At 70.1% G+C, this 15,922-nt stretch carries 14 protein-coding genes; 11 read left to right on the plus strand and 3 right to left on the minus strand.

Features of this window, described 5'->3' with window-relative positions; all coding sequences use genetic code 11:
• On the plus strand, positions 1-442 hold a 442-nt coding region (locus PV762_RS27360), incomplete at its 5' end, for an IS3 family transposase (RefSeq protein ID WP_421038156.1).
• An 81-nt stretch (positions 443-523) separates the two neighbouring features.
• Here PV762_RS27360 and PV762_RS27365 read toward each other — a convergent pair.
• Positions 524-976, minus strand: a complete 453-nt coding sequence (locus PV762_RS27365; RefSeq protein ID WP_421038157.1) for a CBS domain-containing protein — start codon at positions 974-976, stop codon at positions 524-526.
• Positions 977-1,065: 89 nt separating this feature from the next.
• Between PV762_RS27365 and PV762_RS27370 the strand changes: the two genes are divergently transcribed.
• From PV762_RS27370 to PV762_RS27380, 3 genes are all read left to right on the plus strand, one after another.
• Entirely contained in the window at positions 1,066-2,379 is a 1,314-nt protein-coding gene (locus tag PV762_RS27370; RefSeq protein WP_421038158.1) for an O-acetylhomoserine aminocarboxypropyltransferase, read from the plus strand.
• Positions 2,376-3,215, plus strand: coding sequence for an alpha/beta fold hydrolase (locus tag PV762_RS27375; RefSeq protein WP_421038159.1), 840 nt, complete (start codon positions 2,376-2,378; stop codon positions 3,213-3,215). The genes PV762_RS27370 and PV762_RS27375 overlap by 4 nt, the downstream gene beginning before the upstream one ends.
• Before the next feature lie 62 nt (positions 3,216-3,277).
• The gene (locus PV762_RS27380; protein ID WP_421038160.1) at positions 3,278-3,637 is read left to right on the plus strand and encodes an Mpo1-like protein; all 360 of its coding nucleotides are present in this window, start codon (positions 3,278-3,280) and stop codon (positions 3,635-3,637) included.
• Between the two features lie 7 nt (positions 3,638-3,644).
• Here PV762_RS27380 and PV762_RS27385 read toward each other — a convergent pair whose 3' ends face one another.
• Positions 3,645-3,977, minus strand: coding sequence for a hypothetical protein (locus tag PV762_RS27385; protein WP_421038161.1), 333 nt, complete (start codon positions 3,975-3,977; stop codon positions 3,645-3,647).
• A 368-nt stretch (positions 3,978-4,345) separates the two neighbouring features.
• On the opposite strand from PV762_RS27385, the gene PV762_RS27390 reads away from it, so the two are divergent.
• Together PV762_RS27390 and PV762_RS27395 are read left to right on the plus strand one after the other, a co-directional pair.
• On the plus strand, positions 4,346-4,762 hold the full coding sequence (locus PV762_RS27390; RefSeq protein WP_421038205.1) for an organic hydroperoxide resistance protein: 417 nt from the start codon (positions 4,346-4,348) through the stop codon (positions 4,760-4,762).
• Positions 4,763-4,844: 82 nt separating this feature from the next.
• Entirely contained in the window at positions 4,845-5,753 is a 909-nt protein-coding gene (locus tag PV762_RS27395; RefSeq protein ID WP_421038162.1) for an MBL fold metallo-hydrolase, read from the plus strand.
• 22 nt (positions 5,754-5,775) lie between these two features.
• Here the strand turns inward: PV762_RS27395 and PV762_RS27400 are convergent, their stop codons facing one another.
• Positions 5,776-7,152, minus strand: coding sequence for an MFS transporter (locus PV762_RS27400; RefSeq protein WP_421038163.1), 1,377 nt, complete (start codon positions 7,150-7,152; stop codon positions 5,776-5,778).
• Positions 7,153-7,399: 247 nt separating this feature from the next.
• Between PV762_RS27400 and PV762_RS27405 the strand changes: the two genes are divergently transcribed.
• The 5 genes from PV762_RS27405 (at position 7,400) to tssM (ending at position 15,909) form a co-directional block, all read left to right on the plus strand.
• Positions 7,400-8,962 (plus strand): methyl-accepting chemotaxis protein, encoded by a 1,563-nt coding sequence (locus PV762_RS27405; RefSeq protein ID WP_421038164.1) that lies wholly within the window; start codon positions 7,400-7,402, stop codon positions 8,960-8,962.
• A gap of 92 nt (positions 8,963-9,054) precedes the next feature.
• Positions 9,055-9,606, plus strand: a complete 552-nt coding sequence (gene tssJ / locus PV762_RS27410; protein ID WP_421038165.1) for a type VI secretion system lipoprotein TssJ — start codon at positions 9,055-9,057, stop codon at positions 9,604-9,606.
• Positions 9,603-10,937, plus strand: a complete 1,335-nt coding sequence (gene tssK / locus PV762_RS27415; RefSeq protein ID WP_421038166.1) for a type VI secretion system baseplate subunit TssK — start codon at positions 9,603-9,605, stop codon at positions 10,935-10,937. The genes tssJ and tssK overlap by 4 nt, the downstream gene beginning before the upstream one ends.
• 74 nt (positions 10,938-11,011) lie before the next feature.
• Positions 11,012-12,334, plus strand: coding sequence for a DotU family type VI secretion system protein (locus tag PV762_RS27420; protein ID WP_421038167.1), 1,323 nt, complete (start codon positions 11,012-11,014; stop codon positions 12,332-12,334).
• Positions 12,331-15,909, plus strand: a complete 3,579-nt coding sequence (gene tssM, locus PV762_RS27425) for a type VI secretion system membrane subunit TssM (RefSeq protein WP_421038168.1) — start codon at positions 12,331-12,333, stop codon at positions 15,907-15,909. The genes PV762_RS27420 and tssM overlap by 4 nt, the downstream gene beginning before the upstream one ends.
• Positions 15,910-15,922 lie beyond the last annotated feature (13 nt).

Raw genomic sequence — 15,922 nt, forward strand, 5'->3', positions numbered from 1 at the left:
CTACCAGGCCAAGGTGCTTGAAGCCGGCGACAAGCATGCGGGCCTGAAGGCCCGAATCCACGACGTGTACGAGCGTCCGCTGTTCCCGCTGGTGGGCAACATGCTCAAGAGGGCACTGTCGCGGCTCACGGGCCAGCAAGCTCCGATGCTGCACTCGGACCAGGGCTGGCATTACCAGATGGCGGCCTATCGACAGCGACTGGCCGAGCGAGGTCTGACGCAGAGCATGTCCCGAAAGGGCAACTGCCTGGACAACGCCGCGATGGAGAGCTTCTTCGGCACGCTGAAGTCGGAGTTCTTCCGGCTCAACAAGTTCGAAAGCGTCGAGCAGCTAAGACAGGGGCTGCGCCGCTACATCCACTACTACAACCACCACCGTCTCAAGCTCAAGCTAAAAGGCCTGAGCCCGGTGGCGTACCGAGCTCAGGCCATGAGCGCCTAGCTTCCAACTGTCCAACTTCTTGGGGTCAGTTCAGATCGGGGCGTTTTTCATGGGATGTCGATCAGGCGACCGTCACGCGCGTCAGGCGGCGGCGCCGTCCTCGGCCGGCCAGTCGCGGATGTAGGCCTTGAGCATGCGATTCTCGAAGTCCTGCGCGTCGACCACCGTCTTGGCCACGTCGTAGAACGAGATCACGCCCATCAGCTGCCGGCCATTGAGCACCGGCATGTAGCGCGCATGGCGGCCCAGCATCATGCGGCGGACCTCGTCGATCTCGGTCTCCGGCGTGCAGGTCAGCGGCGCGTCGTCCATGACGCTGCGCACCAGCCGCGTCCCGACGCTGCCGCCGTTGCCGACGACCGCCTGGATGACCTCGCGGAAGGTCAGCATGCCCACCAGATCGCCGAACTCCATCACCACCAGCGACCCGATGTCGCGCTCGGCCATGGTCTCGGCGGCCTGGGCCAGCGGGGTGTCGGGGGAGACGGTGAAGAGCGTGCTGCCCTTGACGCGCAGGATGTCGGAGACTTTCATGGCCGCAGTGAGAAAAAGTTACTTGCCAACATAGCACACAATGCCCGGCGCCAGACACGACTGGCCACCATAACAAGCAGGAGACACCCATGTCAGGTCCATCCGACCCGGGCTTTGATACCTTGGCGCTACACGCCGGAGCCGCGCCCGATCCCACCACCGGCGCCCGCGCGGTGCCGCTGCATCTGACGACCTCGTTCGTGTTCGAGAGCGCCGAGCAGGCCGCGGGCCTGTTCAACATGGAACGCAGCGGGCACGTGTATTCCCGGCTGTCGAATCCCACGACCGCCGTGCTCGAGGAGCGCATCGCCGCGCTGGACGGCGGCATCGGCGGCCTGGCGACCGCCAGCGGACAGGCGGCGCTGCACCTGGCGATCGCGACCATCGCCGCGGCGGGCGACCACATCGTGGCCTCGAGCGCGCTGTACGGCGGCTCGCACAACCTGCTGCACTACACGCTCAGGCGCTTCGGCATCGCGACGACCTTCGTCCGCCCCGGCGACCTGGACGCCTGGCGCGCGGCGATCCGGCCGAACACCAAGCTGCTGCTGGGCGAAAGCCTCGGCAACCCCGGCCTGGACGTGCTCGACATCCCGGCCATCGCGCAGATCGCGCACGAGGCGCACCGGCCGCTGCTGGTCGACGCGACCTTCGCGACGCCCTGCCTGCAGCAGCCGATCGCGCTGGGCGCGGACCTTGTCTACCACTCGGCCACGAAGTTCCTCTGCGGACACGGGACCGTCGTCGGCGGACTGCTGGTCGACGGCGGCCGCTTCGACTGGGACCGCGCGCACGCGGCCAGCGGCGGGCAGCGCCGCTTCGCCGAACTCTGCGAGCCCTACGACGGCTTCCACGGCATGGTATTCGCCGAGGAGAGCACCGTCGGCGCCTTCCTGCTGCGCGCGCGGCGCGAGGGCCTGCGCGATTTCGGCGCCTGCATGAGCCCGCACACCGCGTGGCTGATCCTGCAAGGCATCGAGACCCTGCCGTTGCGGATGGAGCGCCACGTGAGCAACGCGCGGAAGATCGCGGAGTTCCTGGAATCGCAGGACATCGTCGAGCGCGTGAACTACCCGGGGCTGGCGTCGCATCGCGACCACGCGCTGGCGCAGAAGCTTCTTCCCAGGGGTAGCGGCGCGGTGTTCAGCTTCGACCTCAAGGGCGGGCGCGAGCCCGGCCGTCGTTTCATCGAGTCGCTGCGGCTGTTCTCCCATCTGGCGAACGTGGGCGACGCACGCTCGCTGGTGATCCATCCGGCCTCGACGACGCACTTCCGGATGGACGACGCGGCGCTCGAGGCGTCCGGCATCCGTGCCGGGACAATCCGCCTGTCGATCGGTCTCGAGGACCCCGACGACCTGATCGTCGATCTGAAATCCGCATTGAAGGCGGCCGCGAAATGAGGGCGAATCCGCTCAAGGTCCAAGGGCGTCCGGTCTACGCCTACACCGGCGGCAAGCGCTTCGACGCGTCCCTGCCCTGCGTCGTGTTCATCCACGGCGCACTGCATGACCACAGTGTGTGGACGCTGCTTGCGCGGCACTTCGCGCATCACGGTCATGGCGTGCTGGCGGTCGACCTGCCCGGCCATGGTCGCAGCGAAGGACCGGCGCTGGACGACGTGCAAGCGCTCGGCGACTGGACCAACGCATTGCTCGACGCGGCCGGCCTCGGCGGAACCGACGCGAACGGCGGCGTCTCGCTGGTCGGTCATTCGATGGGATCGCTGATCGCGCTCGAAGCCGCGGCGCGGCGTCCGGCGCGGGTGTCGCGGCTGGTGATGGTCGGCACCGCGTGGCCGATGAAGGTGTCGGACGCGCTGCTGGGCACCTCGCGCGAACGGCCGCGAGCGGCGATGGCGATGGTCAATGCGTTCTCGCATTCGACGACAGCCGGCAAGCCCTCGTATCCCGGGCCGGGCGCTTGGCTGCACGGCGCCAACCTGGCGCTGATGGCACGCATGCAGGACGGCTACGGCGACCGCGGCAACCTGTTCGAGCACGACTTCCTGGTCTGCGATCGCTACCAGGGCGCGCCGGACGCTGTCGCGAAGGTGACCGCGGCCGGCCTGCGGACGGAGATGATCCTCGGTGCCAAGGACGCGATGACGCCGCCCAAGGCGGCCCAGCCGCTCGCCGCGATGCTGGGCGCGCGCGTGCAGACCTTGCCGGCCGGACATTCACTGATGACCGAGGCCCCGGAGGAGATGTTGAATGCACTGAAGGCGGCGCTCGGCTGAGCGCCGCGCGCCGCGGATCCAGCCAAGCAGACGGCCCGACAGGGCCGCGCCAGGAGACCCTCATGAGCACCAGCCCCCTGCCCCACGCCCCTCCGGAGTCGGATCCGGGCGCCGACCGAGTCAAGGCGATACGCAGCTTCGCCGAGTTCTATCCCTTCTACCTCGGCGAACACCGCGACCGGACCTGCCGCCGGCTGCACTTCGTCGGCTCGACGCTGGGACTGCTGTGCCTGGCCTGGGCGCTGGCGACGCAGACCTGGAGCTTCGTGCTCGTCGGCCTGCTGTGCGGCTACGCGTTCGCGTGGATCGGACACTTCGGCTTCGAGAAGAACAGGCCCGCGTCGTTCAAGCGCCCGCTTTACAGCTTCATGGGCGACTGGGTCATGTACAAGGACCTCTGGACGGGGAAGATCCCGTTCTGAGCGTGCCTCAGGCGGACAGCCCGCGCGTCGCGTCGATCGTGGCGATCGCCTCGACGGTGTCGCCGTGGCGGACCAGCCAGCTGACCTTCTCGAGTTGGCGCAGATCGCGGGTGGTGTCCGGATCGCGCTGCGCCATCAGCTGGCGACGTGCGTCGCGCAGCAGGTGCATCGCGTTGTCCTGGTGGTCGCAGTAGAGCTCGACCTGCACGGCGCGCAGCTGCTGCTGGACCATCGCGCGTCGCTCCGACTTGCGCGCCATGTCGTCGGGATCGGTGGAGGCCTGGGCCGACGCCGCCGCGAAAGCGGCGACCATGGCGAGGATCGGGGTGGACTTGCTCATGTGCATCTCCTAGAGGTGTTGCCCTGGGACGTAAGGTGCGCCCATCGAATTAGGGCGTCCTTAAGATTTCCCGGGGAACAGGCGCTGAGTGCATCGCCACGGCGCTTCACGCCCCGGGTTTTACGCGGCGGCAACGTCGCCGTCACGGAGCGTCACACGCCACGGCAGCATCGTCACAGCCGCGACGATCGGCATGACGTCCGGCACCACGACGGCGCTGCGCTTTGTATGCCAGTGTGTCGACGGTCCGCTTCGACACGCGCCGCGTCAATTCGCCGGGCCCGTCACACACCGTCGATACATCGGACCGATGAAATGCAGGCCATGCAGCAAGTGACGCTGCCCCACCGGAGCCCGCCATGTCCACGATCACCGACCACGTTCAAGTCCTCTACACCGCCAACACCCGCACCACGGGCGGACGCGACGGCCGCGGCCTGTCCGACGACCAGCGCCTGGACGTCCAGCTCGGCTCGCCCGGCAGTTCGCGCCCCGGCACGAATCCTGAGCAGCTGTTCGCGGTCGGCTGGTCCGCCTGCTTCATCGGCGCGATGGGCCTGGCCGCCCACGCGATCGGCGTGCGCCTGCCCGCGGAGGCGGCGGTCGACGCCTCGGTCGACCTCAACAAGGGCGCCGACGGCTACTTCCTGAGCGCCAAGCTGCGCGTCAGCCTGCCCGGCCTGCCCCGCGACACCGCCTACGAGCTGATCAAGCGCGCCCATGACACCTGCCCGTATTCGAAGATGACGCGCGGCAACATCAACGTCGGCCTCGAGTTGGTCTGACCCGGTGCCGCGCGCCGGGCGGCGCCGGCGAGCGCTGGGTATAGTGACTTTCACCGTCACCCCGCCGCCGCGCGCCCAGGCCATGAGCCCCGACTCCCCCGCCTTCACGATAGCCGCCTTTCACGACGACCGCACCGGCACCGTCAGCTACGTCCTGGCCGATCCCGCGACGCGTCAGGCCGCGATCATCGACCCGGTGCTCGACTTCGACCTCAAGTCCGGTCGCACCTCGACGATCCAGGCGGACCGTCTGCTCGCGCACCTCGCCGAGGCCAGGCTGACCGTGCAGTGGATCCTCGAGACCCACGCCCACGCCGATCACCTGTCCGCGGCGCGTTACCTGCAATCGCACGTCGGCGGCCGGATCGCCATCGGCGAGCACATCCGCGAGGTGCAGGCGGTGTTCCGCGACCTCTACAACCTGGAGCGCGATTTCCTGCCCGACGGTCGTCCGTTCGACCACCTGTTCCGCGATGGCGAGACCTTCCTGATCGGTGGCATCCAGGCGCAGGCGGTGCTGGTGCCCGGACACACGCCGGCCTGCGTGGCCTACCACGTCAGGGACGGCCGCGCAGAGGGTGCGCCTGATGCCGTGTTCGTGGGCGACACGATGTTCATGCCCGACGTCGGCACCGCGCGCGCCGACTTCCCCGGCGGCGACGCGGCGACCCTGTACCGGTCGATCCGCCGCCTGCTGGCGCTGCCGCCCGCGACGCGGCTCTTCGTGTGCCACGACTACCCGCCCGAAGGCCGCGCGCCGGCCTGGGAGACGACGGTCGCCGATCAGCGCGCGCACAACATCCATGTCCACGACGGCGTGAGCGAGTCTGCATTCGTCGCGCTGCGCACCGGCCGCGACGCGCGCCTGGAGGTGCCCGCGCTGATCCTGCCCTCGCTCCAGATCAACATCCGCGCCGGGCAGTTGCCGCCCGCGGAGGACAACGGCGTCAGCTACCTGAAGATTCCGCTGAACACGCTGAGTCGGCAGTGAGCCGGCTGCGACGGGCCTGGGATCAATGCCCGCCCGCCGGAGCGCCCGGCTCGTCCTGGTCCGCCGCCACCGGGAACGGCGCCAGCCACGCCAGCACGATCGGCGGGATCGAGAACACCAGCACCCAGCCGAAGAAGCTGGCGTATTGCTGGCCCACGCCCGCGTACAGCCAGCCGCTGACGCTGCCGGTGGCCCACTTGGTCAGCGCCATGACGCCGGTGGCCATCGCGTAGTGGGTCATCTTGAAGGGCCCCGGCGCGATCTGCTGCATCATGTACAGCATGTGCCCGACGGAGCCCATGCCGAAGCCGAACTTCTCGATCGCGACCACGGCGCCGATCCACCACAGGTCCGTCGGCAGCGCGTGGCTGAGGTAGTAGTAGGTCAGGTGCGGCAGGTTGAGCGCGATCGCCAGCAGCAGGAACGAGCGCCGCAGCGTCATCTTCGCGGCGATGAAGCCGCCCAGGAACGCGCCCGCGATGAACGCGATCGTGCCGGCGCTGCCGTAGATGTGGCCCAGCGCCGCGTTGTCCAGCCCGAGCCCGCCGGCCGCGCGCGGATCGAGCAGGAACAGCGGCCCGAACTTCTCGATGAAGCCCTCGCCGAAGCGGTAGAAGAACACCACCGCCAGCATCATCCAGATCGACGGCTTCTGGAACAGCGTCATCCAGGATTTCTTCAGCGACACCATCGCGCTGGACAAGTCCTGACCCTGCACCGCCGAAGGCGCGCCGGTCGGCAGCACGCGCAGGTGCCACAGCCCGAAACCGCCCATCATGGCCGCCGCGCCCAGCATCACCGCCATCCAGCACTGCACCCAGCTCCAGCCCAGCGAGCCGTGCAGCCAGCCGGTCAGCGACACCAGCAGCCCCGAGGCCACCACCGCGCCCAGGTTCCAGCACATGCCCTGCACGCCGGCGTAGCGCGCCTGCTCGCGCGGGGTCATCGTCGTCATGAACACGCCGTCGGCCACGATGTCCTGCGTCGCCGACGCAAAGCCGGTGATCCAGAAGAACGCCAGCGACGCCCGGAAGAAACCGTCCAGCGGCAGGCAGAACGCGACGGCGCCGATCGACGCCATCATCAGGAACTGCATCGCGATCACCCACCACCGCTTGGTCCGGTAAGGCTCCAGCAGCGGCGACCACAGAGGCTTGAGCACCCACGGCAGGTACATCTGCGAGGTGTAGAGGGCGATGTCCTCGTTCGACACGCCCAGGTTCTTGTACAGGATGGCCGCCACCAGCCCCACCAGCACGTTGGGCAGGCCCATCGCCAGGTACACCGACGGCACCCAGGTCATCGGATGCCGGACAGGGCCCGGCGTCGCCCCGACCGGCGCATCGCCCGCGCGCGGACGTTCGCCGCCGCCGGCGACCTGGGAAAGATCTGCACTCATCGACTGGTCTCCTCTTATGGGGACGAAGCATAGAACACGCTGACAACGTTGTCATACCCGGGCAAGTGCGGAGGCGTTCGTTGAGCGATCACCCGTGATCGTGAACGACTGCGCGGACGGCGGACGGACAGATGGACGGAATGCTCACCCTGCCCTCATAGGTCATTGACGGACAGGTTTCTGAAGGCTCATCGGGGCACGCTGAAGACACCTCCCGTAACACCCGGCCTCCCCTCCGGTCATGACCATGTCCCTCCTCCGCAACTTCCGCATCGGCAAGCGCCTGGCGCTGGCCTTCGCCGCCGTGCTGGCGCTGCTGTGCTTCATCGCGGCCTTCGGCATCCAGCAGATGGCGCGCATCAACGACAACGTCCAGGACCTCAATACCAACTGGCTCCCCAGCGTGGCCAAGCTGGCCGCCATGCAGGACGCCGCCAACGAAACGCGCCGCCAGTCCCTGCGCGGCGCGCTGGAAAACGACGACGCCGCCCGGGCCGGTCTGCTCCAGCAGCACGACGCCGCGGTCCAGGCCTTCGACAAGGCCGCGTCCGCCTACGAACCCACCATCGCCGGCGACAAGGAACGGGCGCTCTACGGCCAGATCCGCGACGCCTGGAAGGCCTACCTCGCCGCCGACGCCGAGCTCCAGCGGGCCATCGCCGGCGGGGAAGCGCAGCACGAAACCGCCCGAAGACTGGCGGGCGGCGCCTCCTCCAGCCTCTTCGTGGCCCTGTCCAAGTCGGTCGCCGCGGATGTCGGCTACAACCGCGACGGCGGCGACCAGGCCGCCAGGGAGGCCGCCACCTCCTACGCCAACGGCCTGCGCGTGACGCTCGCCGTCGTGGCCGTCGCGCTGGCCATCGGCATCGCGCTGGCGCTGCAGGTCACGCGCTCCATCACCACGCCGATCGCCCAGGCCGTCCGGGCCACCGAAGATGTCGCCGCCGGCGACCTCACGGTGCAGATCCGCGCGGAGGGTCGTGACGAACCCGCCGACCTCCTGCGCGCCATGGGTCGCATGGTCGACCAGCTCGGCGGCCTGGTCGGCCAGGTGCGCGACAGCAGCGAGAGCATCGCCAACGGCTCCAAGGAGATCGCCCAGGGCAACGCCGACCTGAGCTCGCGCACCGAAACCCAGGCCAGCAGCCTGCAGCAGACCGCCGCGTCGATGGAAGAGCTGACCAGCTCGGTGGCCCAGAACGCGCAGTCCGCGGGCCAGGCCAGCCGCATGGCGGCCGACGCGTCCGGCGCCGCCGGCGAAGGCGGCCAGGCCGTGAGCGCCCTGGTCGAGACCATGCAGGGCATCAGCGACGCCTCGCGCCGCATCGGCGACATCATCGGCACGATCGACGGCATCGCCTTCCAGACCAACATCCTGGCCCTGAACGCCGCCGTCGAGGCGGCCCGGGCCGGCGAGCAGGGACGCGGCTTCGCCGTCGTCGCCTCCGAGGTGCGGGCGCTGGCGCAACGGTCCGCCGCCGCGGCCAAGGAGATCAAGGACCTGATCCAGGCCAGCACCCAGCGCGTGGACACCGGCGCCCGCCAGGCGCAGAGCGCCGGCGAGGTGATGCAGCGGGTGGTCGCCCAGGTCGGCCAGGTCGACACCCTGATCCGCGAGATCTCCGCCGCCACGCAGGAGCAGAACGGCGGGATCGCACAGGTCGGCGACGCCGTCACCCACCTGGACCAGGTCACCCAACAGAACGCGGCCCTGGTCGAGGAAAGCGCCGCCGCGGCGGAGAGCCTCAACGGCCAGGCCCAGCAACTGGCGAAGCTGGTCAGCCAGTTCCGCGTCGGCGTCGCCGCCTGACGGCGCTTCCGGGGGGAGGACGATTACCTAAGTCACCACCTTGAGCCTCCCCCGCTGGCTATCCTTTCTTCCGGTCAAGAAGGACAGCCAAGATGCTCACGCCGCGTTCGGGACACCAAAACACCCTCTCCCTCACTCGCAGGACCGCCGTCGCGGCCCCGCTGGCCTGGGGGGCGCTGCTCGCCCTGGGCGTCCTGGGGGGCTGCTCGTCCCTCGACAAGATCAACCCGTTCTCCAGTGCGGACAAGCCGACCGAGGTGACCAAGGGCAGCATCCAGGCGTCCGCCCAGGTGAACCCGAGCGTCACCAAGCGCCCTTCCCCGCTGCTGGTGCGGGTGTATGAGCTGAAGTCGGACGTCGGCTTCAATGCCGCCGACTTCGTCAGCCTGTACCAGAAGGACCAGGCCGAGCTGGGCACCGAACTCGTCTCGCGCGAGGAGATGACGCTGCAGCCCGGCGAAGCGCGCCCGTGGTCGAAGAAGATCCTGTCGTCCGAGACGCGTTTCGTCGCCGTCTTCGCCGCCTACCGCGACCTGGAACGTGCGCGCTGGCGCGCGGTGGTGCCGGTGGTCGTCGGCCGGAAGCAGGAGATCCTGATCCAGGCCGACGAGTTGGCGGTCAGCGCGACGGTCAGGCTGCCGTGAGCTGGCACAGCAAGGTCATCTGGTCGCAGGGCATGTTCCTGCTGCCGCACCATTTCCAGCAGGAGACCCGTTACCTCGAGCACCTGGTGGACAGCCGCGCCCGCGCGCTGGCGCCCCACGGCTGGGGGTTCACCGAACTCGTGCTCGACGAGGCGCTGCTGAGCGTCGGCCGGCTGGGCATCGTGCGCGCCAGCGGCATCCTGCCCGACGGCACCCCGTTCCAGATCCCGCAGGCCGACGCCGCGATGGCGCCGCTCGAAGTGCCGGCGGACCTGAAGGGCGACATGGTCGTCCTGGCCGCGCCCATCGCGCGTCCGGGCACGGACCAGGTCGCCTTCAACGGCCACGATGCCGGCGAACTGCACCGCTACCACGTCGTCGACCAGGACCTGCGCGACCAGACCAGCGCCGGCGACGAGCCCGAGCCCGTCCAGACGGGCGCGCTGACGCTGCGCCTGCTGCCCGCCCGCGAGCTCAACGACGCCTACGCCGCGCTCGGCGTGGCCCGCATCGCCGAGCGCCGCGCCGACCAGCAGCTGGTGCTGGACCGCAGCTACATCCCGCCGCAGACCCGCATCGACGCCAGCGGCCACCTGTCCGCGATGGCCTCGCTGCTGCACGGACTCGTGCGCCAGCGGGCGCAACTGCTGTCCTCGCGCATGGGACAGCTCGGGAACGGCGTGTCCGAACTGGCCGACTTCCTGATGCTGCAGGCGCTCAACCGCGCCGATCCATTGTTCCGACAGCATGCGGCCTCCCCGCACGTGCACCCGGAGACGCTGCACCGCGACTGCCTGCAGCTGGCCGGCGACATGGCCACCTTCGTCAGCGACACCCGGCTGGCCTCCGAATACCCGCTGTACCGCCACGACGACCTGCGCGGCAGTTTCGCCCCGCTGCTCGAGGACCTGCGCCGCATGCTCAGCGTCGTGCTGGAGCGCAACGCGCTGCAGATCGACCTGACCGAGCGCACCCACGGCGTGCGCACCGCCATCGTCCCCGACGCCGACCTGCTGCGCAGCGCGAGCTTCGTCATCGCGGTCAACGCGCAGGTGGCCGCCGAACAGCTGCGCCAGCGTTTCCCCGCGCAATCCAAGCTGGGGCCGGTGGACCGCATCCGCGACCTCGTCAACCTGCAGCTGCCGGGCATCAGCATGCGCGCGCTGCCGGTGGCGCCGCGCCAGCTGCCGTTCCACGCAGGCTTCCATTATTTCGAGCTGGACCGCGGCGGCGACCTCTGGAAGCAGCTCGAACGCAGCGGCAGCCTCGCGCTGCACGTGGCCGGCGATTTCCCCGGGCTGGAACTGGAGCTCTGGGCCATCCGTCAGTGATCGCCGTCCGCGGCGACGCCGGGCCCCCGCCCCCTTCCACCGATTCAAGACACCAGTAACCTCCGGGAGCCGGCATGGACCCCTCCGCGCTCAACGATCCGTTCGCAGGCTTCGACGATCAGCGCACCTTCATCAAGCCCCGACCGGGCGGCGCTCAGGCGCCGCGCGGCACGCCGCCCTCGCCCGACTCGGTGCAGCCCGACGCCGCCCCGCCGGCCGCCGGGCTGAACCCGCTGCTCACGCTGGCCAACCCGCTGCTGCTGCTGGTGACGCAGTTGCGGGCGACGCGCCGCGTCGACGACGTGGCGACGCTGCGCAACAACCTGGCGCAGGGCATCCGCGACTTCGCGGCCCGCGCGGCCGCCGCCGGCATCCCGCCCGAGCGCGTCATGGCCACGCGCTACGTGCTCTGCACCATGATCGACGAGGCCTGCGCCGACACCCCCTGGGGCGGCTCCGGCGTCTGGGCGCGGCACAGCCTGCTGTCGATGTTCCACAACGAGACCTGGGGCGGCGAGAAGGTCTTCCAGCTGATGGCCCGCCTGGCCGAGAAGCCCGAGGCCAACCGCGACCTGCTCGAACTGATCTACGCCGCGCTGACGCTGGGCTTCGCCGGCCGCTACCGCGTCATCGACAACGGTCCCGCGCAGCTGGAAGCCGTGCGCGACCGGCTCGCCCAGATCCTCAAGCAGCAGCGCGGCGACTATCCCGCCGCGCTCGCGCAGCACTGGCAGGTCGAGGCCATCACCCAGCGCCGCCACATCGGCTGGCTGCCGCTGGCCGCGACCGCGGCGCTGACGGCGCTGCTGCTGGTCGGCGTGTACCTGACGCTGACGCTGTCGCTGGCGGAACGTTCCGATCCGGTCTTCGGCCAGATCCAGGGCCTGCGCCTGTCGCCGCCGGTGGTCGCGCCCCCGCCGCCGCCGGCCAAGCCGCGCCTCGCGCAGTTCCTGCAGTCGGACATCAAGGCCAACCTCGTCACGGTGCGCGACGAGGTCGACCGCAGCGTCGTGATCATCCGCGGCGACGGCCTGTTCGCGCCGGCCAGCGCGACCATCGTGCCGGAGCGCGAGGCGCTCATGGGCCGGATCGCCGATGCGCTCACCCAGGTCCAGGGCACCGTGCTGGTGACCGGTCACAGCGACAACACGCCGATCCGCACGGCGCGGTTCCCGTCCAACTGGCACCTGTCCGAAGAGCGCGCGAACACCGTGCGCGAGCTGCTGATCGCGCGCCGCGTCGCGCCCGAGCGCATCCGCGCCGAGGGCCGCGCCGAGGCGGAGCCGGTCGCCCCCAACGACACCCCGGCCAACCGCGCGCTGAACCGGCGCGTCGAAGTCAGTCTGATGGTCAACGGCCGCGCGCCTGAAGCGCCGGCGCGCGGAGCTTCCCGATGAAACGCGTCCTGGGATGGATTTTCAACCGCTGGGTGCTCCTGGCGGTGCTGGTGCTGGCGGTCGCGCTGCTGATCTGGATCGTCGGTCCGCTGGTGGCCGTCGGCGAGGCCCGCCCGCTCGATACCGAGCGGTCGCGCTGGATCACGATCGGCGTGCTGGTCCTGATCGTGGCCGCGTGCATCGCCTGGAGCCGCTGGCGCGCCAGGCGCGGCAACAGCCAGGTCGTCAACCAGCTGCTGCAGTCGCCCGCCGCGGACGCGCCCGAGCGCGAGACCGCCGACATGCTGGCCGTGCGCGAACGCTTCCGCCAGGCGCTGCAGATGCTGCAGCGCTCGCGCTTCGGCGCGGAGGGCTCGGCCGGTTTCGGCGCGAAGCTGCGCTCGCGCTTCGGCGGACGTTATCTCTACGAGTTGCCCTGGTACCTGATCATCGGCGCGCCGGGTTCGGGCAAGACCACGGCGCTGCGCCACAGCGGCCTGAACTTCCCGCTAGCCGACCAGATGGGCGACCACGCCATCCGCGGCGTCGGCGGCACGCGCCATTGCGACTGGTGGTTCACCGACCGCGCCGTGCTCATCGACACCGCCGGCCGCTTCACCACGCAGGACAGCGATCCCACCAACGACAAGGCGACCTGGAGCGGCTTCCTGCAGATGCTGCGCCGCTCGCGCCCGCGCCAGCCGATCAACGGCGCGCTGGTGACGGTCTCGGTGACCGACCTGCTGGCGCGCAGTCCCTCGGAGCGCGCCCAGCATGCCGCCACCGTGCGCGCCCGCGTGCAGGAACTGCAGAAGGACCTGGACATCCGCTTCCCGGTCTACCTGCTGGTCACCAAGGCCGACCTGCTGTCGGGCTTCATGGACTACTTCGCCACGGTCGACAAGGACCAGCGCGCGGCGCCCTGGGGCTTCACCTTCCCGCGCAACAGCACGTCGCCGCTGGCGGGCTACGGCGCGGAGTTCGACGCCCTGGAGCAGCGCCTGCAGAACGGCCTGATCGACCGCCTCCAGGCCGAGCGCGATCCGCAGCGCCGCGCCCGCATCTACGGTTTCCCGGCGCAGTTCGCGAGCCTGCGCGCGCTGCTGGCCGAGTTCGCCGAGGGCGTTTTCGCGCCCTCCCCCTACGAAGCCCAGCCGCTGCTGCGCGGCGTCTACTTCGTCAGCGGCACGCAGGAAGGCACGCCCATCGACCGCGTGCTCGGCTCGGTCGCGCGCAGCTACCAGATCGAGAACGCCGTTCAGGCGCCCAACCAGGCCAGCGGCCGCAGCTACTTCCTGAACCGCCTGCTCAACGAGGTCGTCTTCGCCGAAGCCGGCCTGGGCGGCACGCACCGCGGCTATGAGCGGCGCCGCAACGCGCTGGCGCTGGGCGGCTACGCGGTCGTCGCGATCGCCGGCATCGGTCTGCTCACGGCCTGGACCGTCAGCTACTTCAACAACAAGAAGTACCTGGAAGAGACCTCGGCGCGCGCGGACCAGGTCCGCGAACTGCTGCAGGCCACGCCCAACCGCGCCAGCGCCGATCTGCTGCCCATCCTGCCCGCGCTGCAGGCCACGCGTGCGCTGGCGGCGGTGGACGAGAACGTCCCCTGGTCCATGCGCATGGGCCTCTTCCAGGGCAGGAAGCTGGACAGCGCGGCCCGCGCCGCCTACCAGCGCATGCTCGGCGACGCGGTACTGCCGCGGCTGGTGCTGCGCATCGAGGAACAGCTGCGCCAGGGCGCGGCCACGCCGGTCACGCTCTATGAGGCGCTCAAGGCCTACGTGATGCTGCACGACCCGCAGCACTTCGACGCGCCGGCGCTCAAGCAGCACATCGAAGGCGACTGGGAGACCACCCGCCGCGAGCTGACGCCGGACCAGCGCGCGGCGCTGGGCGCCCACCTGGACGCGCTGCTGTCGCAGGGCGGCATCGCGTCGCCGCTGCCGGAGGACGCCTCGCTGCTGACGGCGGTGCGCACGCAGCTCGCGACGCAGCCGCTGCCGCAGCGCATCTACAACCGGCTGCGCGCGCAAGGCCTGGGCACCGAATACCCCGACTTCACCGTCGCGCGCGCCGGCGGCCACAACGCGCCGCTGCTGTTCACGCGGACCAACGGCGCGCCGCTGACGCAGGGCGTGCCGGGCTTCTTCACCCGCGACGCCTACCTGCGCGGCTTCCAGCCGCGCGTGGGCCAGGTCGCGGACGAGCTCGCCGCGGAAGAGCCCTGGGTGCTCGGCGTCGCCGCCGCGCCCAGGAATCCGCAGGAGCTTGTGCGCGCCAACGCACCGCTGGTCGACGACGTCCGCCGGCTCTACCTGAACGATTACGCGGCCTCGTGGGAGTCCTTCCTCAACAGCGTGAAGCTGCTGCCGATGGCCACGGTGCCGCAGTCGGTGGAGCGCTCGCGCATGCTGTCCGCGCCGGACAGCCCGCTGGGTCCGTTCCTGCGGGCGGCTTCCCGCGAGACCACGCTCGCGCAGCCCGGCAACGCGATCGAGAACGCCGAGCGCCGCGCCGCGGATCTGGTCCAGCAGACCCGCGAAAAGGTGGCGGGCATGTTCTCCGGCCGACCCGGTCAGCAGAACCCCGCCGACCCGAACGCGCCGCGCATCGAGAACATCGTCGATGACCGCTTCGTCGGCCTGCGCAGCATGGTCACGGCCCCGGCCGGCGGCGGCAAGTCGCCGCTGGACGACACCGTCGGCCTGATCGCCGAGGCCAACATCATGCTGACGGCCGCCGATTCCGCGCTCAAGGGCGGCAGCGCGCCGCCGCCCTCGCCGGTGCCCACGCGCCTGAAGGCCGCCGCCGCGATGAGCCCCGAGCCGCTGCGCACCATGCTCGACGACCTGGGCAGCAGCAGCGCCCGCGTGTCGCAGGGCGCGATGCGCCAGAACCTCGGCATGGAAGTGCGCTCGCAGGTCGGCGAGTTCTGCAACCAGGCCGTGGCCGGGCGTTATCCGCTGGACCGCAACTCCTCGCGCGACGCGACGCAGGCGGACTTCGCCATGCTGTTCGGACCGGGCGGCAAGATCGACCAGATCTTCCAGCAGAAGCTCGCGCCCTACGTCGACACGACGACGAGGCCGTGGAAGTTCCGCGCGGTCGAAGGCACGCCGCTGGGCGGCGACAGCGGCACGCTGCCGCAGTTCCAGCGCGCGCAGGCGATCAAGGAGACCTTCTTCCCCGGCAGCGCCACGCCGTCGCTGCGGCTGGACTTCAAGCCCATCGAAATGGACACCACGATCCAGCAGTTCATCCTGGACGTGGACGGCCAGATCGTGCGCTACAGCCACGGCCCGCAGATCCCGACCTCGGTGCAGTGGCCGGGACCGCGCGGCAGCTCGCAGGTGCGCGTGCAGCTGAGCCCGGTGAGCGCGAGCGGCTCGTCCGGCCTGGTCAACGACGGGCCGTGGGCGCTGTTCCGGCTCTTCGACCGCGTCAAGATCGAGAAGACCGCCGCGCCCGAACGCTTCAAGGCCACCTTCGAGATCGAAGGCCGCAAGGCGGTCTTCGAAGTCACCGCCAGCAGCGTGCGCAATCCGTTCCGGCTGCCGGAGCTCAACGAGTTCCGCTGCCCGGGCGGGCTGTGAACCGCATCAGGAG

It is taken from the genome of Mitsuaria sp. CC2, assembly GCF_048957715.1.
In the GTDB taxonomy this organism is placed as follows: Bacteria; Pseudomonadota; Gammaproteobacteria; order Burkholderiales; family Burkholderiaceae_C; genus Roseateles.